We start from the raw sequence: 24,845 nt of genomic DNA, 5'->3' as shown, positions 1-24,845 counted from the left end.
AGCCGGTGACCCTCTTGCGAGGATCACCGGCTGACATGTCAGGGTGAGTGACGGGACTTGAACCCGCGGCCACCTGGACCACAACCAGGTGCTCTACCAACTGAGCTACACCCACCAAGGCCGGTACTGGAATCCCGCGAGGCGGGTTTTCCCGACCGGCTGAGAAAAAGTGTACAGGGTCCGAAGGGGTGCTCGCGCACGCCTTTTCCGGCGCCGCGCGTCCTACCCGGCGGGCAGGACGTGCTTGGCGGCGATCTTCTTCGCGGTGTCGCTGTCGGGGCCCGGCTGCGGTACGAAGACGGCCTCCCGGTAGTAGCGCAGTTCGGCGATGGACTCGCGGATGTCGGCGAGCGCGCGGTGGTTGCCGTTCTTCTCGGGGCTGTTGAAGTATGCCCGCGGGTACCAGCGGCGGGCCAGCTCCTTGACGGAGGACACGTCGACGATGCGGTAGTGGAGGTAGTCCTCCAGCGTGGGCATGTCCCGCAGCAGGAAGCCGCGGTCGGTGCCGACGGAGTTGCCGCACAGCGGGGCCTTGCCGGGCTCCTTCACGTGCTCGCGTACGTACGCCAGGACCTGCGCCTCGGCGTCGGCGAGCGTCGTGCCGCCGTCGAGCTCGGCGAGCAGGCCGGACGCGGTGTGCATCTGACGCACCACCTCCGGCATCGTCTCCAGGGCCCGCTCCGGCGGACGGACGACGATGTCGACGCCCTCGCCGAGGACGTTCAGCTCGGAGTCGGTGACGAGGGCGGCAACCTCGATGAGCGCGTCGTCGGACAGCGAGAGGCCGGTCATCTCGCAGTCGATCCACACCATGCGATCGTTCATGCGGCCACTTTACGGGGGGCGCCTGTTTTCCGGTCCCCGGCGTCGGTGCGGGCCTCGCTGGGGGCTGCCGCCCCCAGGCCCCTGCTTCGGCCCTGAACGGGCCTCGTCCTCAAACGCCGGACGGGCTGAGTGGGTCTGCCCGGCCTGTGAGCGGGGGAGCCGCCGGACGGGCTGGACGATGCCCGGCCGGTGTTCGAGAGGCCGCCGGACGGGCTGGATGCGCCCGCCCGGCGTTCACGGGTTCACGGTGCGCTGCGCTGTCCCGGCAGGCTCGCCGCCGCGGCCGGCATCGGTGCTGGCGTGCGGCGGGACTGGAACGGGACCGCGTTCTCCGCCGACAGCGGGGCCGGCTCCGGCGGTGCGCCGGTCCGTGGGCCACCGGACGGCTCCGGGTCCACGGCGCGGTCGCCCTGGGGACGGCGGGCCCGGTACGCGGCCCGGTAGGCGGCCGGCGACGAACCCAGCTGGCGGCGGAAGTGGCCGCGCAGCGCGACCGGAGACCGGAAGCCGCAGCGGCCCGCGACCTCGTCCACCGAGTAGTCGGACGTCTCCAGGAGGCGCTGCGCCTGGAGGACCCGCTGGGTGATCAGCCACTGGAGCGGGGCGCTGCCCGTCAGCGAGCGGAACCGGCGGTCGAAGGTGCGGCGGCTCATGTACGCGCGGGCCGCCAGCGTCTCCACGTCGAACTGCTCGTGCAGGTGCTCCAGCGCCCAGGCGACGACCTCGGCGAGCGGGTCGGCGCCGATCTCCTCCGGTAAAGACCTGTCGAGGTAGCGCTCCTGGCCGCCCGAGCGGCGCGGCGGGACCACCAGGCGGCGGGCCAGCGCGCCGGCCGCCTCGTTGCCGTGGTCCGTGCGCACGATGTGCAGGCACAGGTCGATGCCGGCCGCGGTGCCCGCCGACGTCAGCACGTCGCCGTCGTCCACGAACAGTTCGCGCGGATCGACGTGCACCGACGGATAGCGCTTGGCCAGGGTCGGCGCGTACATCCAGTGCGTGGTCGCGGGGCGGCCGTCGAGCAGGCCCGCCGCCGCGAGTACGAAGGCGCCGGTGCACAGCCCGACTATGCGGGCGCCCTCCTCGTGCGCCCGACGCAGGGCGTCGAGCGCGTCCTCCGGTGGCGGCGAGGTGATCGACCGCCAGGCGGGCACGACGACCGTGCCCGCGCGTGAGATCGCTTCCAGGCCCTGCGGCGCGGTGAGTTCCAGGCCTCCCGTGGTCCGCAGCGGGCCGTCCTCGCCGGCACACACCAGCAGGCGGTAGCGCGGCACACCGGCGTCCTGGCGGTCGATCCCGAACACCGACAGCGGTATGGAACTCTCGAAGATGGGGCCGCCACTGAACAGCAGCACCGCGACGATCTCCTTGCGGCGTCGCCCGGAGAGCTTCCGGGCCGCGGTTTCCGGCGCGGCAGCGGTGTCGTGGCTCATAACTGCTAAGCCCCCCTCGGTGGTCGCGGCGCCCTGATCCTTTCGGGTCTGTCGCTCCAACACGTTTCCCCTCGGTCCTGCACGAGTCCCCCGCCGTAGACAGTCAAGATCGAATCTACTGTGTCCCGTCGCACCGAGGTGGCCGGTTCGGCACTTGGGACATTGTCGACATGGCAACTTGGCGTGAAGCAGTCGATCACGAAGCGTTGCACTCCGGGGCGCCCCAGGGAAGTGCGCCTCGTCGCAGTGGCCAATCCCCGTAGGGTGCGCGGGGCCCGCCAGACCCTTTCCGTGCAGGTGGAACGGGGGTTTGGGGGTGGTGGGGGCCAGGGATGAGCCACCCGAAGAAGTTGGCCGAAAAGATGCGGGCGCGTGCGCGGAAACCGGTCAGTCGACCGGTGTGTTTTCCCCAGTGTGCCGTCCGCCCCTGTGAAGTGGCGAGCCGGCCCGGTGCCGCGGCCCGGCCGGCGCCGCGTGCTGCGCGCCGTGCGCACGGCCCGCGACGCGCTCGGAGCGGCGCAGCAGCAGGCGGCAGACGCCGGTGACGGCGGCCAGGCCCAGGGCCGTTCCGGCGGTCCCGGCGAGCGAGGTGCCGTAGTAGAGGAGGACGACGGGGACCAGGACGACGCTGAAGGCCGCCCAGCGGACGAGATCGGTGACGCCGTCGCGGGCCGGCGCGGCCGGACCGGCCCCGGACGCCCCGGACGCACCGGACGGCGGCTGGGCGTGCTGGTGCGGTCCGGGCATCGGTGCTCCGTGCTCCCTCGGGCTGGCGGCAAGAAGATCAACGCGCGGACGGCGCGTCGGTCACGACCGGTCACGGACAGTTGAATCCCGTGCAAACCGCCTGTACAGCGCAGCAACCATTGCGTTACGGGCGCCCCCTCGTGCATGCTCCGGTGAACCCCGCGGCGGACCCTGCGCGGGATCTGGGCGAAGGAGGCGTGCCGCCGTACCCTTGGGGGTATGGGGTTGGGAAGACCATTCCCGGACACACACCGGACACAGCTCCGCCGCCCACTGTTGTCCCCCATAGAGGATAAAAACGCCGAGACAGCCATGGCCGGTCACGAATTCTTCGAACCCGCGGACCGCAAGCGGCCCGTCGCCGAACCTACGGCGGCCGAGCCCCTGGCGGCCGAAGAGCCACGCCAGTCGTGCGACCCAGCCTTCAAGCACGGTGTCGTCGTCGGCTTCGACGGCTCCACCTCCAGCGAGCGCGCCCTCGCGTACGCGATCGGCATGGCACGCCGGCTCGGCTCGGGCCTGGTCATCGTGCACGTCGCCAACCGCCTGCCGACCACCGTGTGGGCCGGCTGCGAACCCCCCGTCTTCGTGGACGTGCCGGACCACCGCACCGAGGTGCTGGGTCTGGAGCTGGCGTGCGCGGACTACCTCACCGAGGTGCCCTGGATCCTGGTCGAGCGCGGCGGCGACATCTGCCACGAACTCGAAGAGGTGGGCCGGGAGTACGAGGCGGACGCCATCGTCGTCGGTTCCAGTCACGGACTGGTGGGCCGCCTCTTCGGCTCCGTCGCCGGCCGGCTCGCCAAACGGGCGCAGCGGCCCGTCGTCGTCATCCCCTGACTCCGGACGCGGGACGGCCCCCGGCGCGTCGGGTGACGCGCCGGGGGCCGTTTCGTCCGTCCGCCGAAGGCCCTGCTACTCCACCGTCACCGACTTCGCGAGGTTGCGGGGCTTGTCGATGTCCCTGCCCAGGGTCAGGGCCGTGTGGTAGGCGAGGAGCTGGAGGGGGATGCCCATCAGGATCGGGTCCAGCTCGTCCTCGTTCTTCGGGACGACGATCGTGTGGTCGGCCTTCTCCTGCTCCTGGTGGGCCACGGCGAGGATCTGGCCGCTGCGGGCCTTGATCTCCTCCATGGCCGCGCGGTTCTTCTCCAGCAGGTCGTCGTCCGGCACGATCGCGACCGTCGGCAGGGCCGGCTCGATCAGGGCGAGCGGGCCGTGCTTGAGCTCGGAGGCCGGGTAGGCCTCGGCGTGGATGTAGGAGACCTCCTTGAGCTTCAGGGAGGCCTCGCGGGCGACCGGGTAGCCGCGGACACGGCCGATGAAGAGCATCGAGCGGGCCTCCGCGTACTGCGCGGCCAGCTTCTTGATGTCCTCCTCCTGCTCCAGCATCTCGGCGATCTGCGCGGGCAGCCTGCGCAGGCCCTCGATGATCCGCTTGCCGTCGCGCACGGAGAGGTCGCGGGTGCGGCCCAGGTGCAGGGCGAGCAGCGCGAAGGCGACACAGGTGTTGGTGAAGCACTTGGTGGAGACGACGCAGACCTCAGGCCCGGCGTGCACGTACATGCCGCCGTCGGCCTCGCGGGCGATCGCCGAACCGACCACGTTGACGATGCCGAGGACGCGGGCGCCCTTGCGCTTCAGCTCCTGCACGGCGGCCAGCACGTCGTACGTCTCACCGGACTGGGAGACGGCGATGTACAGGGTGTCGGGGTCGACGACCGCGTTGCGGTAGCGGAACTCGGAGGCGGGCTCGGCGTCCGCGGGGATGCGGGCCAGCTCCTCGATCATCTGGGCGCCGATCTGGCCCGCGTGGTACGAGGTGCCGCAGCCGAGGATCTTCACGCGGCGCACGGCACGCGCGTCGCGGGCGTCCAGGTTGAGGCCGCCGAGGTGCACGGTGGAGAAGCGGTCGTCGATCCGGCCGCGCAGCACGCGGTCCACGGCCTCGGCCTGCTCGTGGATCTCCTTGTGCATGTACGTGTCGTGGCCGCCCATGTCGTACGAGGCGGCCTCCCACTCCACGGTGGTGGGCTCGGACGTGGTCCGGGTGCCCTCGGTGGTGTACGTGCGGAAGTCGTCGGCCTTGAGGGTGGCCATCTCGCCGTCGTCGAGCGTGACTATCTGGCGGGTGTGGGTGACCAGCGCGGCGATGTCCGAGGCGACGAACATCTCCTTCTCGCCGATGCCGAGGACGACCGGCGAGCCGTTGCGGGCGACGACGATGCGCTCGGGGAAGTCGGCGTGCATCACGGCGATGCCGTACGTGCCCTCGATCACCCGGAGCGTCTCGCGGACCTTGTCCTCCAGCTTCTCCGCCTCGGACCGGGCGATGAGGTGGACCAGGACCTCGGTGTCGGTCTCGGAGAGGAACTCGACGCCGTCCGCCTCCAGCTTGCGGCGCAGGTCGGCGGCGTTGTCGATGATGCCGTTGTGCACGACGGCGACCTTGTTGTCGGCCGACATGTGCGGGTGGGCGTTCACGTCGGAGGGGGCGCCGTGGGTGGCCCAGCGGGTGTGGGCGATGCCGGTGGTGCCCTTGAAGCGCGCCGGGACCTTGGCCTCCAGGTCGCGGACCCGGCCCTTGGCCTTGACCATCTTCAGGCCGGCCGCCTTCGGGGACGTGACGACGATGCCCGCCGAGTCGTAGCCGCGGTACTCCAGGCGCTGGAGGCCCTCCAGGAGCAGGGGCGCGACGTCACGCTTGCCGATGTATCCGACGATTCCGCACATGTATACGTAGACCTCGTGTCTCTCTCCGGCTTCCCAGCCGTGGACGATGGCTTCCCAGCCGTGGACGACGGCTTCTCAGCCGTAGACGATGCGGCGCAGCTGACGGAGCGACAGCTCCGGCGGAGCCACCGCGCGGTACTTCAGTTCCGCCTCGATCCGCTCGAAGATCGTCGCGTTCACCTGGCCCTGGGCCTGGAGCTCGCGGTGGCGGCGACGGACGAATTCCTCGGTCGTCTCGTCGAAGTAGGCGAGCACGTCCTGGATCACGCGCAGCGCCTCGCCCCGGTTGAGGGGGGTGGACCGCGTCAGATGATCAACGAGTTCGTCGTGCACCCGGTAGATCCTGGGGTACGGGAAGCGGTTGCGCAACAATCCTGCCCGATATCGGGCAAGCTGTCGTGGGTCGGGGCTACATTCGCTTCAGCACCGCCTGCTTCGCCAGGGCGAACTCCTCGTCGGTCAGCACCCCCGAGCGGTGCAGTTCGCCCAGCTCGCGCAGTCGCCGCAGCAGCGCGTCGTGGTCGTCCTCGGCGGCGGGCGCCGGTGCGGGTGCCTGCTCGGCCGGCCGGGCGTCCTCCACGGCGGCCGGCGCGGACGGATGCGGGAGCCTGGCCTGCACGGCCGCCGCCACCAGGGCCATCAGTGGGTCCCGCTTGAAACCCCACAGCTCCACCGCGTTCGGGTCGTACTTCGGCGGCACCTTGCTCGGCGCCGCCCGCACGGTGAAGCGGAGGTGACCGTTCTCCAGGCCGACCGTCGGCTGCCACTCCACCGCCACGATGTCGGCCAGCGGCAGGGTGCGCGGACCGGCGGCCGACTTGGCGTCCTCCGCCTGCCACTTCCACTCCAGGCGCACCCGCTCGCCGTCGAAGCTCGCGACGCCGTCCCCGGCGGACACCGACAGCGGGACGGACGGCCCCGGCAGCAGGTACGCGTCCACCGGGCCGGACGGGACCTGGTCCAGCAGCAGGGCGTTGCGCACCTCGTCCACGACGTACTCGGCGACGCCGTACCGGTCGGGCTCCACGGTCAGCTGGTAGGGATCGTGCGGCTCGGTCAGCCGGCCGCCGGACGCCTGGAGGAGGGGGTCGGCGCCGTCCCGCAGCCGCAGCCGCAGCCGCCCCGACTTCTTGCCCTGCTCGAACGATATGCCCGCCAACGCCACCAGGGGGACGAGCAGTTCACCCAGTTCCCTGCGGAGCAGGCTGACGTTCTTGTCCCGTCCGGGGGTCAGCCGCAGGGTGTCGCCGTCGAAGACCCACGTTCCGTCCTTCTGGATGATTTCCGCCATGCGGGGATTGTTCCACCGACGCCCGGCACCCGACGCACGACGGGCACCCCGGAGGACCGTCTCCGGGGTGCCCGCCCGTCCGTGGGGGGCCTTGGCCTACAGGCCCGCGATGGGGTTCTTCAGGCTGCCGATGAGCTGGAGCGCGCCGGACGGGTCGGCGAGGTCCACCATCTGCTTGTTGTTGCGCAGCTGGAGCCGGTTGAGGCAGGACAGCGCGAACTCGGGCGCGAACATGTCGTACCGGTCGAACTTCTCGGCCAGTTCCGGCACCGACTCCTGGTACTCGCGGGTGACCTCCGCGACCGTCCGCCAGAAGTCGTCCTCCTCGACGATGCCCTCCTCCGCCAGGTTCGCGGCGAGGAAGCGGAAGAAGCAGTCGAAGACGTCCGTGAAGATCGACAGGAGCTTCTTGTCCTCGGGGACCTCGACGGCGATGCGGGAGACGTCCGGCGGCAGTACCGCGTCCGGATCCATCACCGCGATCTCCTCGGCGATGTCCTTGTAGATCGCGCGCCGCACCACCCCGTCCTCCAGGACCAGGATCACGTTCTCGCCGTGCGGCATGTAGACCAGGTCGTAGGCGTAGAAGCTGTGCAGCAGCGGGACGAAGTAGGCCCGCAGGTAGTGCCGCAGCCACTCGGTGGGCGCGAGCCCGGACCGCTCGATCAGCGCGCCCGCGAAGGACGCGCCCTCGTGGTCGACGTGGACGAGGGAGGCCATCGTGGCGAGCGTCTCGCCGTCCTGGAGGGACGGGACGGGGCTCTGACGCCACAGCGCCGCCAGCATCTTGCGGTACGGCGAGTAGCGGTCGGTGGCCTGCTCGTACTCCAGGTGCCGGTAGCCGACGGCCGCCCGCTCCCGGATGATGCTGAGCCCCGTGGACTTCAGCACCGGGTCGCTCTCGATGAGCTGCGCCAGCCAGTCGTTGATGGCCGGCGTCGCCTCCATGTACGCCGCCGACAGGCCGCGCATGAAGCCCATGTTGATGACGGACAGGGCCGTCTTCACATAGTGCTTCTCGGGGTGGCTGGTGTTGAAGAAGGTGCGGATCGACTGCTGGGCCAGGTACTCGTCGTCGCCCTCGCCGAGGCAGACCAGGTGCCCGCGGGCGACCTCGGCGGCGAAGGTGACGGTGAGCTTGTTCCACCACTGCCAGGGGTGGACCGGGATGAAGAGGTAGTCGGCCGGGTCCAGGCCGCGCTCGCGCAGGACGCCGTGGAACCGGTCGACGGTCGCCTGGCCCAGCTCGTCGCGCACGAAGGACTCGTACTCGACGCCGACACCGGCCGTGAACGCCGCCCGCGAGCGGTGCGCGGCCAGCCACACCAGCCGGACGGGGCTCGCGGTCTCCGGGGCGTACGACAGGTACTCGTGGATGCCGAAACCGAGCCGCCCGTTGTTGGCGACGAAGCAGGGGTGGCCCTCGGTCATGCCGGTCTCGACGGCCTGGAAGTCGCCGCGGGCCAGCTCGGCCGAGGTGAGCTTCGGCTTGGTGAGCTTGTAGCAGGTGCCGGAGAGGGTGGAGGAGATCTCCTCCAGGTAGACCGGCAGGATCTCGTCGCTCAGGCCCAGCGACTCCTTCAGCTCGATGAAGAAGTCCAGGGCGGCGAGGGGGAGGTCCGTGCCGTCGCGGTGGCGGGTGATCGAGCCGGCGTCCACCTGCCAGTGGTCCAGGGCGCGGACGGTGGCGGTGAAGCGGTACTCGGTCTTGCCGTCGTCGGAGCGGACGACGTACGCGTCACCCGTGGACCGCTCGGGCGTGATCAGCCGTTCGTGCGTGAACTCGGCCAGCGCCTTGCGGACCAGCAGGCGGTTGGCCTGCTCCCAGCGCTCCGGGGACAGGTGGGCGACGGTGTCGGCGAGGCTCATGCGGACACCGCCTTCTCGAACTGCTCGCGGGTGCAGAAGCTCAGCAACGCCTTCTTCTCCGGCTTCTGGATCTCGCGCTCGGGCACGAATCCGACGGCTGCGTTCAGGGCGTGGACGGCCTTGTTGCCGACGTCCGGCTCGACGACGACGCGGGCGGTCGCCGGGTCGGCGAACAGCTCGGCCATCACGGCGGTGATCACGGCGCGGGTGAAGCCGTGCAGCGGGCGGTCGGTGGGGGCGACCAGGAAGTGCATGCCGACGTCGCCCGGCTCCGGCTCGTACAGGCCGGTCAGCTCGCGGTGGGCCGGGTCGTATTTCTCCATCAGGAAGGCGGGGACGCCGTCGTGCAGGCCCAGGTAGGCGTGGTGGTGCTCGTCGGCGGCTATCTCCATGTAGGCGCGCTCGACGTCGACCAGCTTCGCGTCCTGCATCATCCAGAACGCGGACTTCGGGTGCGTGACCCAGCTGTGCAGCAGTACCGCGTCCTTCAGGGGGTCGAGGGGACGGAGGGCGAGGGCGCCGATGCCGGCGGCCGTGGGGGTGGTGGTGCTCATGCGCTGAACTCCTGGAACGCGATCGACTTCTCGACCGGGTAGTACTCGGTGCCGAGCAGCTCTCGGACGATGTAGCTGTTGCGATAGGCACCCATGCCCAGATCGGGACTGGTGATGCTGTGCGTGTGGACACCCGCGTTCTGCAGGAACACACCGCCGCCCGTGACGTCGACGGCGTAGTTGCGGGCGACGTCCAGGTTGCCCCGGGAGTCGTAGCACAGCCGGTCGCGGACGGGCTTGAGGAACTCCGGCTCGGTGTACCGGTAGCCGGTGGCCAGGATCAGGCCCTCGGTGTCGATCTCGAAGTCGCTGCCCTGCTCCTCCTGCCGGAAGCCCAGGGTGTACGTGCCGTCCGCGTACCGGGCGTCGGTGAGCGCCGAGTTGGTGAGCAGGCGGGTGGGGACCGGGCCGCCGAGCTTCTTCTGGTAGAGCAGGTCGAAGATCTCGTTGATCAGGTCGCCGTCGATGCCCTTGAACAGGCCCTTCTGCTCGGCGGTCAGGCGGTAGCGGGTGTCCTCGGGGAGCGCGTGGTAGTAGTCCACGTACTCCGGGGAGGTCATCTCCAGCGTGAGCTTGGTGTATTCGAGGGGGAAGAAGCGGGGGGAGCGGGTCACCCAGTTCAGCTGGTAGCCGTGGACGTCGATCTCGCCCAGCAGGTCGAGGTAGATCTCGGCGGCGGACTGGCCGCTGCCGACCAGCGTGATCGACTTCTTCTTCACCAGCTCCGCCCGGTGCTGCACGTAGCGGGAGTTGTGGATGAAGTCGCCGGCCAGGCCCCGGCAGGCGTCCGGGACGTGCGGCGGGGTGCCGGTGCCGAGGACGAGGCGGCGGGCGCGGTAGGTGTCGCCGGAGGTGGTGGCGACGGCGTACAGCTCCTCCGTCTCGTCGTACGTCACCTCGGTGACGGTGGTGGAGAAGCGGACGCTGCTCAGTTTGTTCGCGGCCCAGCGGCAGTAGTCGTCGTACTCGACGCGCAGCGGGTAGAAGTTCTCGCGTATGTAGAACGAGTAGAGCCGGCCCTTCTCCTTCAGGTAGTTGAGGAAGGAGTACGGGGACGTCGGGTCGGCGAGCGTGACCAGGTCCGACATGAACGGGGTCTGGAGGTGGGCGCCGTCCAGGAACATGCCGGCGTGCCACTCGAAGTCCGGCTTGGACTCCAGGAAGACGCCGTTCAGCTCGGCGATGGGCTCGGTGAGGCAGGCGAGGCCGAGGTTGAAGGGGCCGAGGCCGATCCCCACGAAGTCGTACGGGGCACTGGCTTCAGGAAGCGCGGTCAAGGGACTCTCCCAGGTACTGCTCGGCGTGGCCGGCGATCAGGTCGAGGACGGCGGCGATGTCGGCCGTGGTCGTCTCGGGGTTGAGCAGGGTGAACTTCAGGTAGTGGCGACCGGCGACCTTGGTGCCCGCGACCACGGCGTCGCCGGAGGCGAACAGGGCCTTGCGGGCGTACAGGTTGGCGCGGTCGATCTCGGCGGGGTCGGTGACGGCCGCCGGTATGTAGCGGAAGACGAGGGTGGACAGCGACGGCTGGACGACGACGTCGAAGCGCGGGTCGGCGGCGAGCAGTTTCCAGCCCTCGGCGGCCAGGTCGCACACCTCGTCGAAGAGCTCGCCGATGCCGTCCGCGCCCATCACGCGCAGCGTCATCCACAGCTTCAGCGCGTCGAACCGGCGGGTGGTCTGGAGGGACTTGTCCACCTGGTTGGGGATGCGCTCCTGCACCATGCGGCGCGGGTTGAGGTACTCCGCGTGGTAGGTGGCGTGGCGCAGTGTGGCCGCGTCCCGGACCAGCACGGCGGAGGAACTCACCGGCTGGAAGAAGGACTTGTGGTAGTCCACGGTGACCGAGTCGGCCCGCTCGATGCCGTCGATGCGGTCCCGGTACTTCAGGGAGGCGAGCAGCCCGCAGCCGTAGGCCGCGTCCACGTGCATCCACACGCCGTACTGCTCGCACAGTCCGGCGATCTCCGGGAGCGGGTCGATGGAGCCGAAGTCGGTGGTGCCGCCGGTGGCGACGACGGCCATGGGGACCAGGCCGTCCTTCGTGCAGCGCTCCAGTTCGCGGGCGAGGGCGACGGTCTGCATCCGCTTGTCGTGGTCGACGGGGATCGACACGACGGCGTCGGGGTCGAGGCCGAGCAGTTTCGCGGACTTCTTGACGCTGAAGTGGCTGACCTCGGAGGCGAAGATGCGGAGGTCGGCGAGGGACTCGGCTTTGGCTTCCTCGCGGGCCAGCAGCAGCGCCTGGAGGTTGGACTGGGTGCCGCCGGAGGTGAACACGCCGTCGGCCGCCGGGCCGAGGCCGATGCGGGCGGTGGTCCAGTCGATGAGCTTGCGCTCGATGAGGGTGCCGCCGGCCGACTGGTCCCAGGTGTCCAGGGAGGAGTTGACGGCGGAGAGGACCGCCTCGCCGAGCACGGCCGGGATGACGACCGGGCAGTTGAGGTGGGCGAGGTAGCGGGGGTGGTGGAAGTAGACGGCGTCGCGGAGGTAGACGTCCTCCAGTTCGTCGAGGACCGCGGCCGTGTCGTGCAGCGGCTGGTCGAGGTCGATCTTGTCGACGAGGGGGGAGAGGGCGTCGACCGTGACGCCGGTGAACGGACGGTCGGTGGCGGCGAGTTTGGCGGCCACCCGCTCGACTCCATCGGTCACCAGGCGGCGGTACTGCTCCGCGGTGGTGTCGTTGAGCAGGTGCGAGCGCATGTGGGGGTCCTCCGGTGGGGACGGTCCGAGAGGGACGGGAGAGGGCGGAGCCCTGGCTTCGACTTAGGTTAGCCTAACCTAATTATGATCGATCAAACGCGCATCACTACGTGACTGCCGTCACTCACGTCCCATCCGTGTGTCACGGAGGGTGAGTTGGGGTGCCGAGAGAGCGCGGAGCGTCAGCCCTGCTCGCGGAGCTGTTCCTCGGTCAGGCCCTGGCGCCAGTAGCCGACGAAGGTGACGCGGCGGCGGTCGACGCCGCGTTCGCCGACGAAGTGCCGGCGCAGCTGCTTGACGCGGCCGGACTCGCCGGCGATCCAGACGTAAGGGTGCGCGGCGGGCGGCAGTTCGGCCGCGCGGAGGGTGGCGAGGGTGGTCTCCGGGCCGGCGGCGGCGTCCTTGACCAGCCAGGTGACCTCGGCCTCTGCCGCCGGGTGGAGGTCCTGTACGTCCTCGGCGTGCGGAACCTCCAGCCAGACCCGGGCGCGGGTGCCGGCGGGCAGGGCCTCGACGATGGCGCAGGCGGCCGGTACGGCGGTCTCGTCGCCCCAGATCACCACCAGGTCGGTGTCCTCGGGCGGGCGGAAGCGGATCGCCCGGTTGTCGGCGACCGCCGGGCCGAGCAGGACGACGCGGTCACCGGGGGCGGCGTCGGCGGCCCAGCGGGCAGCGGGGCCCGCCTGGACGGGCGAGTCGGGGTCGACGCCGTGCAGGACGAAGTCGATGTCGATCTCGGCGGTGTGGCCGTCGGCGTCCCGGCGCAGGGCGCGGAGCGTGTACGAGCGCATCACCGCACGTACATCGTCCGGCAGTTCACGCCACCCCTGCCACCACCCGTCCCCCAACTCGATGGGCACGGCGGGCTCCGACTGTCCCGGGTGCGGCAGGAACAGCGACAGGGACTGGTCCCGCCCGTCGGAGTGGAAGGCGTGCAGGTCGGGGCCCGCGAAGGTGACCCGGGCCAGAGACGGGCCGAGCCGCCTCGTCCGTACGACCTGGAGGGAGAAGAAACGGAACGGGGCGGCCACGGCCGTCGTCATGAAGGGCTCCGGAAGGAGGGGAAGGGTGAGGGTCAGCCGACCTTCTTGGCGTTCTCGATCGCCTCGGCCAGGTTGTCGAGGAGCGGCGTGCACTTGTCGTAGGACAGAATCGGCTCGGGGGAGCGGGCGATGACCTGGCCGGCCTTGACCGCGGGGAGCTGCTTCCAGGTGCCCTCGGTGATGTCCGCGGGCTGGATGGTGGAGGCGCGGTCGTCCATGATGATGATGTCGGCCGGGTACTTGTCGACGTTCTCCCAGCTCAGGGACTCGAACCAGCCGCCGGTCGCCTTCTTGGCCTCCTCCGAGGGCTCGACGAAGTTCACGCCGAGGGCCTTGAAGTACTCCAGGTCGACGGAGAGGTTGGTGCCGGAGACGTAGAACAGCTCGGCGCTCGCCGAACCGGCCAGTACCCTGATCTCGGGCTTGGCCTTCGCGGCGGCGCGCAGCCGGGCCGCGGCCTTCTCGAAGGCGGCCTTCGCGTCGGTGGCCTTCTTCGCCTTCATGTCGGCGCCGAGGGACTCGGCCAGCTCCCACATGCGCTGGAGCGGCTGGGTGAGCTGGCGGTCGAAGACGGAGATCGCGACGCTCGGGGCGAGCTTGGCGACCTTGTCCTTGGACTCCTCGGGGACGGACCACAGGGTGCCCGCGGTGTCGAACGTCGTGGTGATCAGCAGCTCGGGGGCGAGGGCGGCGTACTTCTCGACGTTGAGCTTGCCCCACTCGTTGCCGAGCACGGTGACCTTGTCGACGTCGAGGTCGCCGGCCTGGACGTCCGGCTTGCCGTCCTTGGTGGTGGTCGGGCCGAAGACGCCCTTGACCTGGACGCCGTAGTCCCAGAGGGCGGCGGCGACGCCGGTGAAGGCGACGAGGTTCGTCGGGACCTTGTCCAGCTCCACGGTCTTGCCGCGGTCGTCCTTGAAGGACCAGGGCCCGGACTTGGCGGCGGCCGTCCCGTCGTCCGAGCCACCGCTTTTCGCGTCGTCGTCACCGCAGGCCGTGAGCGCGGCACCGAGGCCGAGTGCGCCGCCCGCGGCGAGGATTCCGCGGCGGGTGAGGTGGGTAGCTCTGGCGTTGGGCATGGCGTGGCTGCTTTCGAACGGTGCGGAGCATCCGCGGGACAAGTTCAAGGTAGGTTAGCCTAACCTCAGATCTTGTCCATAGGGCGGGGCTGTGACCTGCCCCGCCCGGACCGCCGGCGCCTAGCTGACCAGGCCCAACTCGCGTGCGATCAGCATCCGCTGGACCTCGCTGGTGCCCTCGCCGATCTCCAGGATCTTCGCGTCCCGCCACATGCGGGCCACCGGGTACTCGTTCATGAAGCCGTAGCCGCCGTGGATCTGCGTCGCGTCGCGGGCGTTGTCCACGGCCACCGTCGACGAGTACAGCTTCGCCAGCGCCGCCTCCTTCTTGAACGGCTCGCCCGCCACCAGCCGGGACGCCGCGTCGCGCCAGGCGAGACGGGAGGTGTGGGCCTTCATCTCCATGTCGGCGACCTTGAACTGGATGGCCTGGTTGGCGCCGATGGGCTTGCCGAAGGCGTGACGTTCCTTCGCGTACTTCACCGACTCGTCCACACAGCCCTGCGCCAGGCCCGTGCCCAGCGCGGCGATGGCGATCCGGCCCTCGTCGAGGATGCGCAGGAACTGCGCGTACCCGCGGCCCTCCTCGCCCAGCAGGTTCGCCGCCGGGACCCGGACGTCGGCGAAGGACAGCTCACGGGTGTCCGACGCGTTCCAGCCGACCTTCGAGTACGGGGCGGCGACCGTGAAGCCCGGGGTGCCGGACGGGACGATGATCGCCGAGATCCGCGGCCGGCCGTCCGGCCCCCGGCCGGTGACCGCCGTGACCGTCACCAGACCGGTGATGTCGGTGCCGGAGTTGGTGATGAAGCACTTGGTGCCGTTGATCACCCACTCGTTCGTCGCCTCGTCCAGGCGGGCCGTCGTCCGCGTCGCGCCCGCGTCCGAGCCGCCGTCCGGCTCGGTCAGGCCGAAGGCGCCCAGGATCTCCCCGGAGCACAGCCGGGGCAGCCACTCGCGCTTCTGCTCCTCGGTGCCGAACAGGTGGACCGGCATGGCACCCAGCGAGACGCCCGCCTCCAGCGTGATCGCCACCGACGAGTCGACGCGGGCCAGCTCCTCCAGCGCGATGCCGAGCGCCAGGTAGTCGCCGCCCATGCCGCCGTACTCCTCCGGGAACGGCAGGCCGAACAGGCCCATGCGGCCCATCTCCCGGACGATCTCGTACGGGAACTCGTGCCGCTCGTAGAAGTCGCCGATCTTCGGCGCCACGACGTCGTGGGCGAACTCCTCCACCGTGCGGCGGAGCTCCTCGAGTTCGGGGGAGAGCTTGTGGTCCATGGCTGTCACTTCTCCTGGTCGGAGTCGTCGCCCGGGCCAGCGAGGGCCCGGACGGTGCGGGACGGGCTGGGTCGGCCCAGGTGGGCGGCCATCCAGACGCTGGTGGCGACGAGAGAGCCGAGGTCGACCCCGGTGTCGATGCCGAGGCCGCGCAGCATCCACACGAGGTCTTCGGTGGCGAGGTTGCCGGTGGCGGACTTCGCGTACGGGCAGCCGCCCAGTCCGCCGGCGGAGGCGTCCACGGTCGTCACGCCGTGCCGCAGGGCCTCGTACGTGTTGGCGAGGGCCTGGCCGTACGTGTCGTGGAAGTGCACGCCGAGCGCGCCCACGGGAACGCCGGCGTCGGTGAGGGAGGTGAGCAGGGCGCCCACGTGACCCGGGGTCGCCACCCCGATGGTGTCGCCGAGGCTCAGCTCGTCGCAGCCCATGTCCTTGAGGGCCCGGCAGACCTTCACCACCTGCCCGACGGGGACCGCGCCCTCCCACGGGTCGCCGAAGCACATCGACAGGTAGCCCCGGACATGGACGTCCGCGTCCTTCGCCCGCGCCACCACCGGCTCGAACATGGCCAGCGCTTCGTCCACCGTGCGGTTGAGGTTGGCCTTGGCGAAGGACTCCGTGGCGCTGGCGAAGACCGCGACGCGGCGGGCGCCGAGGGCGAGGGCGCGGTCGAGGCCGCGTTCGTTCGGCACCAGCACGGGCAGCTCGACCGGCAGGTCGGCGACGGCGGGGAACAGCTCCTCCGCGTCCGCCAGCTGCGGCACCCACTTGGGGTGCACGAAGCTCGTCGCCTCGATCGTGGTCAGACCCGTACCGGCCAGGCGGCGGATGAACTCCGCCTTCACCACCGCCGGGACGGTCGCCTTCTCGTTCTGGAGGCCGTCGCGCGCGCCCACCTCGTGGATGCGGACGCGGGCGGGCAGGCCTTCGGCCGGTACGGCCATGGGCAGGCCCAGCTCGGGGGCGTTCACGACGTCTCCTCCTCCACCGGGGCGATGACCGCCAGCACCTGGTCCATGGCGACCGTCGTGCCCGGCGCCACGTCCAGCTCGGCGACCGTGCCCGCGTGCGGGGCGGAGATGACGTGCTCCATCTTCATCGCCTCCACCACCAGCAGGCTCTGCCCGGCGCTCACCTCGTCGCCGACGGCCACCTTCACCACCGTCACCGTGCCCGGCATCGGCGCGGTCAGCGAGTCGGCGCCCGCGTGGGCGGCGCCGGAGAGGGAGGCGGCGACCGGGTCGTGGTCGCGCACGTGCCAGGCGTCGCCGTCGCGGCCCAGCCAGTCGGCGGCGCGGTGGAAGGTGTGCCGGACGCCGTCCAGCGTCACCGACACGCGGTCCTCGGTGACGGTGTGCGTGCCGCGCGGGGTGTGCTCCACCGGGTCGGTGACCCGCAGGTGGAAGGTGACCGGCTTCGGCTCGCCGCCCATGCGCCAGCCGCTGGGCACCGAGAAGGGGTCCGTCCAGCCGTCGCCGCGCGGACGCAGCGCGTCCAGCCGTACGGCCGCCGCCGCCTCGTACACCTCCTCCGGTACGTCCGTGGGGACCAGGCCGTCGACCTCCCGCTCCACCAGCCCGGTGTCCAGCTCGCCCGCCACCACCGCCGGGTGCGCGAGCAGCCGGCGCAGGAACCCGGCGTTGGTCTGCACGCCCAGCGTCACCGTCCGCGCGAGGGCCGCGCGGAGCTTGCGCAGGGCGGTCGCGCGGTCGGGGCCGTACGCGATCACCTTGGACAGCATCGGGTCGTAGAGGCTGCCGACCTCGGTGCCCTCGCTCAGCCCCGAGTCGGTGCGGACGCCGTCGCCCTCGGGCTCGTGCAGCCGCAGCACCGTGCCGCCGGACGGGAGGAAGCCGCGCGCCGGGTCCTCCGCGCACAGGCGGGCCTCGATCGCGTGCCCGGTGAGCCGTACGTCCTCCTGCGCGAAGCCCAGCTTCTCGCCCGCCGCCACCCGCAGCTGCCACTCCACCAGGTCCAGGCCGGTGACCAGTTCGGTCACCGGGTGCTCCACCTGGAGGCGGGTGTTCATCTCCATGAAGTAGTACTGCGAGGGGTCCTCGCCCGGCACGATGAACTCCACCGTGCCCGCGCCCCGGTAGCCGCAGGAGCGGGCCGCCTGCACGGCCGCCTCGCCCATCGCGGCACGGGTCGCCTCGTCGAGCAGCACGCTCGGCGCCTCCTCGATGACCTTCTGGTGCCGGCGCTGCAGTGAGCACTCGCGCTCGCCCAGGTGCACCACGTTGCCATGGCCGTCGGCCAGGACCTGGATCTCGATGTGCCGGGGCCGGTCGATCCACCGCTCCACCAGCAGCGTGTCGTCGCCGAAGGAGGCGCGGGCCTCGCGGCGGGCGGCGGCGATCTCGTCGGCGAGCACGGCCTCGTCCCGCACCAGCCGCATGCCCTTGCCGCCACCACCGGCCGACGGTTTCAGCAGCACCGGCGTGCCGATCTCGCGGGCGGCCTCGGCGAGCTGCGCGTCCGTCAGGCCGCTGCCGCTTGAGCCGGGCACCACCGGCACCCCGGCCGCCTTCACCGTCTCCTTGGCCCGGATCTTGTCGCCCATCAGGGCGATGGCGTCGGCGGGCGGCCCGATGAAGACCAGCCCCGCCTCCTCGCAGGCCCGCGCGAAACCGGCGTTCTCCGCGAGGAAGCCGTACCCCGGGTGGACGGCCTGCGCACCGGTGCGGGCGGCGGCCTCCAGCAGCCGCTCGACGGAGAGATAGCTCTCCGCCGCCGGCGCCGGGCCGATCCGCACCGCCTCGTCGGCCTCCCGCACGTGCCGCGCGTCCGCGTCGGCGTCGGAGAAGACCGCCACCGAGCGCACGCCCATCGAGCGCAGGGTCCTCACGACCCGCACCGCGATCTCACCGCGGTTGGCCACCAGCACCGTGTCGAACATCAAGCTCCCCATCGCGCTCCCCATCGAAGTCCCCTCCTCACATCCGGAAGACGCCGAACTGGGGCTCGCCCAGCGGCGCGTTGGCACACGCGGTCAGGGCCAGACCCAGCACCTGCCGGGTGTCCGCGGGCTCGATCACCCCGTCGTCCCACAGGCGGGCGGTCGCGTAGTAGGCGTTCCCCTGGTGCTCGTACTGCGCACGGATCGGCGCCTTGAAGGACTCCTCCTCCTCGGCCGCCCACGCCTCGCCCCGGGCCTCCAGCTGGTCCCGCTTGACCGTGGCCAGCACGGACGCGGCCTGCTCGCCGCCCATCACCGAGATCTTGGCGTTGGGCCACATCCACAAAAAGCGCGGCGAGTACGCCCGCCCGCACATCGAGTAGTTCCCCGCGCCGTACGACCCGCCGACGACCACCGTCAGCTTCGGCACCCGCGTGCACGCCACCGCCGTCACCATCTTGGCGCCGTGCTTGGCGATGCCCCCGGCCTCGTAGTCCTTGCCGACCATGAACCCGGAGATGTTCTGGAGGAACACCAGCGGGATGCCGCGCTGGTCGCACAGCTCGATGAAGTGGGCGCCCTTCTGGGCCGACTCGGCGAACAGGATGCCGTTGTTGGCGACGATGCCGACCGGGTGGCCGTGGATGCGGGCGAAGCCGGTGACGAGGGTCTGCCCGTACTCGGACTTGAACTCGGCGAACCGGGAGCCGTCCACCACCCGCGCGATGACCTCGCGCACGTCGTAGGGGGTGCGGGAGTCGACCGGCACCGCGCCGGACATCCCCTGCGGGTCGACCTTCGGCTCGACCGCGGGCTCCACGCCCCAGGGGAGCGCGCCGCGCTCGGGCAGGGTGTCGACGATCTGGCGCACGATCCTGAGCGCGTGCGCGTCGTCCTCCGCCAGGTGGTCGGTCACGCCCGACACCCGCGAGTGGACCTCGCCGCCGCCCAGCTCCTCCGCCGTGACCACCTCGCCGGTGGCCGCCTTCACCAGCGGCGGACCGCCCAGGAAGATCGTGCCCTGATTGCGGACGATCACCGCCTCGTCGCTCATCGCGGGGACGTACGCGCCGCCCGCCGTGCAGGAGCCGAGGACGGCCGCGATCTGCGGGATGCCGGCGCCCGACATGCGGGCCTGGTTGTAGAAGATCCGCCCGAAGTGCTCGCGGTCCGGGAAGACCTCGTCCTGCATCGGCAGGAAGGCGCCCCCGGAGTCCACCAGGTACAGGCACGGCAGCCGGTTCTCCAGTGCCACCTCCTGCGCCCTCAGGTGCTTCTTCACCGTCATCGGGTAGTACGTGCCGCCCTTGACGGTGGCGTCGTTGGCGACGATCACGCACTCCCGGTCGCTGACCCGTCCGATCCCGGCGATGACGCCGGCGGCTGGGGCCTGCCCGTCGTAGAGCCCGTCGGCCGCGAGCGGCGCCAGCTCCAGGAACGGCGAGCCCGGATCGAGCAGCGTGTCCACGCGGTCGCGCGGCAGCAGCTTGCCGCGCGCGGTGTGCCGGGCCCGGGCCCGCTCCCCGCCGCCGAGCCGGGCCGCCGCGAGCTTCGCGCGCAGCTCCTCCACGAGGACGCGGTGCGCCTCCTCGTTGGCCCGAAAGGCCTCGGAGGCGGGATCTGCCGCCGTCGTCAGCTCCGGTGCCTCGTGCATCCTGCGGTCCCCTCACCGATGGTCGATCAGTTAATGAGCGTTAACGCATTTCCTCCAGGTTAACGACCGCTAACCTCCCTGTCTAGAATTGACTCCATGGCCACGAGAACCGACGCCCCCACCCGCCGCGATCAGATCCTCAAGGAGGCCGCCCGGCTCTTCGCCGAGCGCGGCTTCCACGGTGTCGGCGTCGACGAGATAGGCGCCGCCGTAGGGATCAGCGGACCCGGCCTCTACCGGCACTTCGCGGGCAAGGACGCCATGCTCGCCGAGCTGCTCGTCGGGATCAGCGACTCGCTGCTGACCGGCGCGAAGCGGCGGCTGGCGGAGGCGGACGGGGTGACCGGCCCCGAGGCGGTCCTCGACTCGCTCATCGAGGGTCACATCGACTTCGCGCTCGACGACCGCCCGCTCATCACCCTGCACGACCGCGAGCTGGACCGCCTCCGGGACGCCGACCGCAAGATGGTCCGCCAGCTCCAGCGGCAGTACGTCGAGCTGTGGGTCGGCGTACTGCGCGAGGTCTACCCGGCGGTCCCGGAACCGAGCGCCCGCTCGGCCGTCCACTCGGTCTTCGGCCTCCTGAACTCCACGCCCCACCTGGGCCGCCCCGGCTCCCTGCCGGGCCGCGCGGTGACGGCGGGGCTGCTGCACCGGATGGCGCGGGGGGCGTTCGCGGCGGTGGGAGAGGTGTAGCGGCGCCCGACTGGTCCCGGAGACGGCATCGACCCCGGTCCCTCGCTTCTCGGCCGACCGAGTCGGGCGGTGGGTGGGCACGGGCCCGGGGTCCGGGGCGGAGCCCCGGGCGACGCGTGGAGTGACGAGGGTTACCCACGCCCCGCTCTGGACGCTCCTCCCTACCCGCCGGTACGGTGAAGTCTGAGCAAGCGCTTAGATACGTACCCTGGAGGTGGCGCGGTGCGCCGTACGGTGTTCAACGAGGACCACGAGGCGTTCCGGGAGACCCTCCGCGCCTTCATCGAGGCCGAGGTCGTCCCCGTCTACGACGAGTGGTTCGCCGCGGGCCAGGCGCCGCGCGACTTCTACTACAAGCTCGGCGAGCTGGGCATCTTCGGCATCAACGTGCCCGAGGAGTTCGGCGGCGCGGGCATGGACAGCCACAAGTTCGAGGCCGTCCTCTACGAGGAGACCGCCCGCGCCGGCGTCCAGTTCGGCGGCTCCGGCGTGCACGTGCTGCTCGCCCTGCCCTACATCAACATGCTGGCCACCGACGAGCAGAAGAAGCGCTACCTGCCGAAGTTCGTCACCGGCGAGGAGATGTGGGCCATCGCGATGACGGAGCCGGGCACCGGTTCCGACCTCGCGGGCATGAAGTCCACCGCCAAGCTCTCCGAGGACGGCACCCACTACGTCCTCAACGGCGCCAAGACCTTCATCACCGGCGGCGTGCACGCCGACAAGGTGATCGTCTGCGCCCGCACCGCCGCCCCCACGGCCGAGGACCGCCGCCACGGCATCTCCCTGTTCGCCGTGGACACCAAGTCCGAGGGCTACTCGGTGGGCCGCAAGCTGGACAAGCTGGGCCTGCGCACCTCCGACACCGCCGAGCTGGCCTTCGTCGACGTCAAGGTGCCCGTCGAGGACCTGCTCGGCGAGGAGAACAAGGGCTTCTCCTACCTCGGCCACAACCTGGCCTCCGAGCGCTGGGGCATCGCCTACGGCGCCTACGCGCAGGCCAAGGCCGCCGTCCGCTTCGCCACGCAGTACGTCCAGGAGCGCACCGTCTTCGGCAAGCCGGTCGCCCACTTCCAGAACACCAAGTTCGAGCTGGCCGCCTGCCAGGCCGAGGTGGACGCCGCCGAGGCCGTCGCCGACCGCGCCACCGAGGCCCTGGACGCCGGTGAACTCACCCCCGCCGAGGCCGCCAGCGCCAAGCTGTTCTGCACCGAGGTCGCCCACCGCGTCATCGACCGCTGCCTCCAGCTGCACGGCGGCTACGGCTACATGAACGAGTACCCCATCGCCCGCCTGTACGCGGACAACCGCGTCAACCGCATCTACGGCGGCACCAGCGAGGTCATGAAGATGATCATCGCGAAGAACATGGGCCTGTGACCCTCGGAGTATGAGCGAAGCACTCCAGTCCCTCCTCGACCTGCTCGACCTCGAGCGGATCGAGGAGGACATCTACCGCGGCCACTCCCGCTCCGCCGTCGTCCCCCGGGTCTTCGGCGGGCAGGTGGCCGCCCAGGCCCTGGTCGCCGCCGGGCGCACGGTCCCCGCCGACCGGCACGCGCACTCCCTGCACGCGTACTTCCTGCGCCCCGGCGACCCCGGCGCCCCCATCGTCTACAACGTCGACCGCCTGCGCGACGGCCGCTCCTTCACCACCCGCCGCGTCGTCGCCGTCCAGCACGGCAAGCCGATCTTCGGCCTGTCGGCGTCCTTCCAGACGTACGAGGAGGGCCTGGACCACCAGGCCCCGATGCCGGACGCCCCCGACCCGGCGACCCTCCCCACCGGAGAGGAACGGCTGCGCGGCTACCCGCACCTGCCCGCCGAGACCGTGGAACGCTTCCTGGAAGCCCGCGCCGCCGTCGACCTGCGCTACGTCGACGACCCGCCCTTCGGCGACTTCGGCACGCCCCGCGAGCCGCACTCCCAGGTGTGGTTCCGCACCAACGGCAAGCTCTCCGACGACCCCCTCCTGCACGTCGTCCTCGCCACCTACGTCTCCGACATGACCCTCCTCGACTCGGTGCTACTCGCGCACGGCCGCGGCGGCTGGGCCGTCGGCGACGTCGTCGGGGCCTCGCTGGACCACGCGATGTGGTTCCACCGTCCCTTCCGCGCCGACGAGTGGCTGCTGTACGACCAGCAGTCGCCGTCCGCGTCCGGCGGCCGGGGCCTCGGCCAGGCGAGGATCTACACCCAGGACGGGCGGCTCGCCCTCTCGGTCATCCAGGAAGGCGTGGTGCGCGTCCCTCGGGAACACTGAGGGGCATGGCGGAACCTCAGCGGCACCAGACCGGTGGCGGCGAGAGCACCTTCACGGTGCTGGTCGCCGCCTTCGCCAACCTCGGCATCGCGATCGCCAAGGCGGTGGCCGGCGTGATCAGCGGGTCCAGCGCGATGCTGTCGGAGGCCGCGCACTCGGTCGCCGACACCGTCACCGAGGTCCTGCTGCTGACCTCCCTCAAACGCAGCGAGCGCCCCGCCGACGAGGACCACCCCCTCGGCCACGGCCCCGAACGCTACATCTGGGCCCTGCTCGCCGCCGTCGCCACCTTCGTCGGCGGCGCCGTCTTCTCCCTCTACGACGGAGTCCACACCCTCACCCACGGCGAGGAAGTGGGCGACCCGCTGATCGCCTACCTCGTCCTCGCCGTCGCCTTCCTCCTGGAGGGCTACTCGCTGCGCACCGGCCTCAAGCAGGCGCACGGCGAGGCCCGCCGCTACAAGGTGCCCTTCGGCCGCTACCTGCGCCGTACCCCCGACACCGCGGTCAAGGCCGTCGTCCTGGAGGACTCCGCCGCCCTGGCCGGCCTGCTGCTGGCCGCGGGCGGACTCCTCGGCGGGCAGCTCACCGGCTCCGGCGTCTGGGACGGCGTCGCCTCCCTGTGCATCGGCGCCCTGCTCCTGTACGTCGCCTGGGTGCTGGGCCGCTCCAACGCCGAGTTCCTCATCGGCCGCCCGCTGCCCCGCACCGTGCGCGAGCGCGTCCGGGCGGAACTGGTGGCCGTCGAGCACATCGAGGCCGTACTGGAGCTGACCACCCTCGTACAGGGGCCGCGGGAGGCGCTGGTCGCCGCCAAGGTCGACTTCCGGGACGTGGCGACGGCGGCGCAGATCGAGTGGGCGAGCGAACGGGCCGAGCAGCGGCTGCGCGAGGAGTTCCCGATGATCCGCCGGGTCTACCTGGACCCGACGCCCGGGTTCGCGCAGCGCCGCTCGGAGGGGCTCAACCCCTGGCCTTGAGCCCCGCCTCCGTCAGCAGGTACGCCGTCATCGGGTCGTAGTAGCGCGGGCTGACCACGTGGTCGTCCAGCGGCACCGCGACCTGGAGGGTGCCCTCGGACTCGGCGAGGAAGAGCGCCGGGTCGTTGCAGTCGGCGTAGCCCACGGAGTCGACACCGTGCTGGGCGGCGTATCCGGCCCAGCCGTGGTCGGCGACCACCAGGTCGGGCAGCGGGCGGCCCTCGCGCTCCAGTCCGGTCAGGATGGCCTTCATCGGCTCACCGGAATGGGTGTGCCACAGCGAGGCGCCGTGCTCCAGCACCGCCACGTCCGCGAACTGCTGGACGTACCCCTCCTCCGTCGTCAGCCCCTCCGGGATCACGACGATCTCGCAGCCTGCCGCCCGCAGCGCGTCGGCGGTGGCCCGGTGCACGTCGAGCAGACCGCCCGGGTGACCGGTCGCGAACAGCACCCGCTGCCCGCCGTCCGCCGCCTTGCGCAGCCGGCCGGCCATCCGCTCCAGCGCGGCCACCGTCAGCTCGGGGTCGATGGTGTCCTGGCCGTACCGGTACTCCGGGTCGTCGTTGACGCCGACCCGCTCCGCCATCACCGCGAGCACGTCCTGCTCGTCGCTCCAGCGGTCGCCCAGCTCCAGGCCGAGCCAGAAGCCACGGTCGCCGTTGGCCAGTTTGCGGTAGTGGGAGAGGTTGTTCTCGCGGGGCGTGGCGACGTCGCCCGCGATACGGGTTCTGACGAGGTGTTCGGCCAGTTCGGCGCGGTTGGGTGTCCCGGGTATCGGCATGGCTCCATTGTGTAGCA

The 24,845-nt window shown here is 71.1% G+C and carries 22 protein-coding genes and 1 tRNA gene; 5 read left to right on the top strand and 18 right to left on the bottom strand.

All coding sequences use genetic code 11. The features are described from left to right. Positions 1-42: 42 nt before the first annotated feature. From KUM03_RS33775 to KUM03_RS33760, 4 genes are all read right to left on the bottom strand, one after another. Positions 43-115: transfer RNA gene (locus KUM03_RS33775), tRNA-His, on the bottom strand. Positions 116-222: 107 nt separating this feature from the next. Further along, entirely contained in the window at positions 223-825 is a 603-nt protein-coding gene (orn, locus tag KUM03_RS33770; protein WP_217254383.1) for an oligoribonuclease, read from the bottom strand. 242 nt (positions 826-1,067) lie between these two features. Continuing rightward, positions 1,068-2,255, bottom strand: a complete 1,188-nt coding sequence (locus KUM03_RS33765; RefSeq protein WP_217254382.1) for a helix-turn-helix domain-containing protein — start codon at positions 2,253-2,255, stop codon at positions 1,068-1,070. A gap of 387 nt (positions 2,256-2,642) precedes the next feature. Beyond that, positions 2,643-3,002, bottom strand: coding sequence for a hypothetical protein (locus KUM03_RS33760; RefSeq protein ID WP_217254381.1), 360 nt, complete (start codon positions 3,000-3,002; stop codon positions 2,643-2,645). A 312-nt stretch (positions 3,003-3,314) separates the two neighbouring features. On the opposite strand from KUM03_RS33760, the gene KUM03_RS33755 reads away from it, so the two are divergent. Further along, positions 3,315-3,842, top strand: a complete 528-nt coding sequence (locus KUM03_RS33755) for a universal stress protein (RefSeq protein WP_073723318.1) — start codon at positions 3,315-3,317, stop codon at positions 3,840-3,842. Positions 3,843-3,917: 75 nt separating this feature from the next. On the opposite strand, the gene glmS is transcribed toward KUM03_RS33755, so the two are convergent. From glmS to KUM03_RS33690, 13 genes are all read right to left on the bottom strand, one after another. Further along, entirely contained in the window at positions 3,918-5,735 is a 1,818-nt protein-coding gene (gene glmS / locus KUM03_RS33750; RefSeq protein WP_217254380.1) for a glutamine--fructose-6-phosphate transaminase (isomerizing), read from the bottom strand. Between the two features lie 75 nt (positions 5,736-5,810). After that, the gene (locus KUM03_RS33745; RefSeq protein WP_073723312.1) at positions 5,811-6,068 is read right to left on the bottom strand and encodes a hypothetical protein; all 258 of its coding nucleotides are present in this window, start codon (positions 6,066-6,068) and stop codon (positions 5,811-5,813) included. A 76-nt stretch (positions 6,069-6,144) separates the two neighbouring features. Continuing rightward, a complete protein-coding gene (locus KUM03_RS33740; RefSeq protein WP_217254379.1) occupies positions 6,145-7,026 on the bottom strand; it encodes a DUF4429 domain-containing protein in 882 nt (293 codons plus the stop codon). Positions 7,027-7,122: 96 nt separating this feature from the next. Continuing rightward, entirely contained in the window at positions 7,123-8,895 is a 1,773-nt protein-coding gene (locus KUM03_RS33735) for an IucA/IucC family siderophore biosynthesis protein (protein ID WP_217254378.1), read from the bottom strand. After that, positions 8,892-9,449 carry a GNAT family N-acetyltransferase gene (locus tag KUM03_RS33730; protein ID WP_217254377.1) on the bottom strand — a complete coding sequence of 186 codons (558 nt, stop codon included), beginning with the start codon at positions 9,447-9,449 and terminating at the stop codon, positions 8,892-8,894. Before KUM03_RS33730 ends, KUM03_RS33735 begins: the two co-directional genes overlap by 4 nt. Continuing rightward, complete coding sequence (locus KUM03_RS33725; RefSeq protein ID WP_217254376.1) at positions 9,446-10,726, bottom strand: lysine N(6)-hydroxylase/L-ornithine N(5)-oxygenase family protein; 1,281 nt, start codon at positions 10,724-10,726, stop codon at positions 9,446-9,448. Before KUM03_RS33725 ends, KUM03_RS33730 begins: the two co-directional genes overlap by 4 nt. Further along, positions 10,710-12,152, bottom strand: coding sequence for a lysine decarboxylase DesA (gene desA / locus KUM03_RS33720; protein WP_217254375.1), 1,443 nt, complete (start codon positions 12,150-12,152; stop codon positions 10,710-10,712). The genes KUM03_RS33725 and desA overlap by 17 nt, the downstream gene beginning before the upstream one ends. Before the next feature lie 182 nt (positions 12,153-12,334). Beyond that, entirely contained in the window at positions 12,335-13,195 is an 861-nt protein-coding gene (locus tag KUM03_RS33715; protein ID WP_217254374.1) for a siderophore-interacting protein, read from the bottom strand. 32 nt (positions 13,196-13,227) lie between these two features. Further along, the gene (locus KUM03_RS33710) at positions 13,228-14,274 is read right to left on the bottom strand and encodes an ABC transporter substrate-binding protein (RefSeq protein WP_217254373.1); all 1,047 of its coding nucleotides are present in this window, start codon (positions 14,272-14,274) and stop codon (positions 13,228-13,230) included. A gap of 120 nt (positions 14,275-14,394) precedes the next feature. Then, positions 14,395-15,555: an acyl-CoA dehydrogenase family protein gene (locus KUM03_RS33705; RefSeq protein WP_217254372.1), complete on the bottom strand. Its 1,161-nt coding sequence runs from the start codon at positions 15,553-15,555 to the stop codon at positions 14,395-14,397. 5 nt (positions 15,556-15,560) lie between these two features. Beyond that, positions 15,561-16,526: a hydroxymethylglutaryl-CoA lyase gene (locus KUM03_RS33700; protein WP_217254371.1), complete on the bottom strand. Its 966-nt coding sequence runs from the start codon at positions 16,524-16,526 to the stop codon at positions 15,561-15,563. Next, entirely contained in the window at positions 16,523-18,454 is a 1,932-nt protein-coding gene (locus tag KUM03_RS33695) for an acetyl/propionyl/methylcrotonyl-CoA carboxylase subunit alpha (protein WP_217254477.1), read from the bottom strand. The genes KUM03_RS33700 and KUM03_RS33695 overlap by 4 nt, the downstream gene beginning before the upstream one ends. Before the next feature lie 37 nt (positions 18,455-18,491). After that, entirely contained in the window at positions 18,492-20,108 is a 1,617-nt protein-coding gene (locus tag KUM03_RS33690; protein WP_217254370.1) for a carboxyl transferase domain-containing protein, read from the bottom strand. Between the two features lie 96 nt (positions 20,109-20,204). Between KUM03_RS33690 and KUM03_RS33685 the strand changes: the two genes are divergently transcribed. The 4 genes from KUM03_RS33685 to KUM03_RS33670 all read left to right on the top strand — a co-directional run bounded on the left by KUM03_RS33685 (position 20,205) and on the right by KUM03_RS33670 (position 24,047). After that, positions 20,205-20,804, top strand: coding sequence for a TetR/AcrR family transcriptional regulator (locus tag KUM03_RS33685; RefSeq protein ID WP_217254369.1), 600 nt, complete (start codon positions 20,205-20,207; stop codon positions 20,802-20,804). Positions 20,805-21,026: 222 nt separating this feature from the next. Next, on the top strand, positions 21,027-22,184 hold the full coding sequence (locus tag KUM03_RS33680) for an acyl-CoA dehydrogenase family protein (protein WP_073723288.1): 1,158 nt from the start codon (positions 21,027-21,029) through the stop codon (positions 22,182-22,184). Positions 22,185-22,194: 10 nt separating this feature from the next. After that, entirely contained in the window at positions 22,195-23,067 is an 873-nt protein-coding gene (locus tag KUM03_RS33675; RefSeq protein ID WP_217254368.1) for an acyl-CoA thioesterase II, read from the top strand. A gap of 5 nt (positions 23,068-23,072) precedes the next feature. Next, entirely contained in the window at positions 23,073-24,047 is a 975-nt protein-coding gene (locus KUM03_RS33670; RefSeq protein WP_217254367.1) for a cation diffusion facilitator family transporter, read from the top strand. Here the strand turns inward: KUM03_RS33670 and KUM03_RS33665 are convergent. Next, entirely contained in the window at positions 24,031-24,828 is a 798-nt protein-coding gene (locus KUM03_RS33665) for a phosphatase (RefSeq protein WP_217254366.1), read from the bottom strand. The two genes, KUM03_RS33670 and KUM03_RS33665, sit on opposite strands and share 17 nt — an antisense overlap. Between the last annotated feature and the right edge of the window lie 17 nt (positions 24,829-24,845).

This window comes from Streptomyces sp. AC602_WCS936 (assembly GCF_019049125.1).
Lineage (GTDB): Bacteria > Actinomycetota > Actinomycetes > Streptomycetales > Streptomycetaceae > Streptomyces.
Note: the sequence above shows the minus strand (reverse complement) of the source record. Positions and strands in the feature narration are given on the sequence as shown.

Excerpts from the sequence above, each read along its gene's own strand:
- orn (WP_217254383.1), bottom strand. The coding sequence starts at position 825 with ATGAACGATCGCATGGTGTGGATCGACTGCGAGATGACCGGCCTCTCG.
- KUM03_RS33765 (WP_217254382.1), bottom strand. The coding sequence starts at position 2,255 with ATGAGCCACGACACCGCTGCCGCGCCGGAAACCGCGGCCCGGAAGCTC.
- KUM03_RS33760 (WP_217254381.1), bottom strand. The coding sequence starts at position 3,002 with ATGCCCGGACCGCACCAGCACGCCCAGCCGCCGTCCGGTGCGTCCGGG.
- KUM03_RS33755 (WP_073723318.1), top strand. The coding sequence starts at position 3,315 with ATGGCCGGTCACGAATTCTTCGAACCCGCGGACCGCAAGCGGCCCGTC.
- glmS (WP_217254380.1), bottom strand. The coding sequence starts at position 5,735 with ATGTGCGGAATCGTCGGATACATCGGCAAGCGTGACGTCGCGCCCCTG.
- KUM03_RS33740 (WP_217254379.1), bottom strand. The coding sequence starts at position 7,026 with ATGGCGGAAATCATCCAGAAGGACGGAACGTGGGTCTTCGACGGCGAC.
- KUM03_RS33735 (WP_217254378.1), bottom strand. The coding sequence starts at position 8,895 with ATGAGCCTCGCCGACACCGTCGCCCACCTGTCCCCGGAGCGCTGGGAG.
- KUM03_RS33730 (WP_217254377.1), bottom strand. The coding sequence starts at position 9,449 with ATGAGCACCACCACCCCCACGGCCGCCGGCATCGGCGCCCTCGCCCTC.
- desA (WP_217254375.1), bottom strand. The coding sequence starts at position 12,152 with ATGCGCTCGCACCTGCTCAACGACACCACCGCGGAGCAGTACCGCCGC.
- KUM03_RS33715 (WP_217254374.1), bottom strand. The coding sequence starts at position 13,195 with ATGACGACGGCCGTGGCCGCCCCGTTCCGTTTCTTCTCCCTCCAGGTC.
- KUM03_RS33710 (WP_217254373.1), bottom strand. The coding sequence starts at position 14,274 with ATGCCCAACGCCAGAGCTACCCACCTCACCCGCCGCGGAATCCTCGCC.
- KUM03_RS33705 (WP_217254372.1), bottom strand. The coding sequence starts at position 15,555 with ATGGACCACAAGCTCTCCCCCGAACTCGAGGAGCTCCGCCGCACGGTG.
- KUM03_RS33695 (WP_217254477.1), bottom strand. The coding sequence starts at position 18,454 with ATGTTCGACACGGTGCTGGTGGCCAACCGCGGTGAGATCGCGGTGCGG.
- KUM03_RS33690 (WP_217254370.1), bottom strand. The coding sequence starts at position 20,108 with ATGCACGAGGCACCGGAGCTGACGACGGCGGCAGATCCCGCCTCCGAG.
- KUM03_RS33685 (WP_217254369.1), top strand. The coding sequence starts at position 20,205 with ATGGCCACGAGAACCGACGCCCCCACCCGCCGCGATCAGATCCTCAAG.
- KUM03_RS33675 (WP_217254368.1), top strand. The coding sequence starts at position 22,195 with ATGAGCGAAGCACTCCAGTCCCTCCTCGACCTGCTCGACCTCGAGCGG.
- KUM03_RS33670 (WP_217254367.1), top strand. The coding sequence starts at position 23,073 with ATGGCGGAACCTCAGCGGCACCAGACCGGTGGCGGCGAGAGCACCTTC.
- KUM03_RS33665 (WP_217254366.1), bottom strand. The coding sequence starts at position 24,828 with ATGCCGATACCCGGGACACCCAACCGCGCCGAACTGGCCGAACACCTC.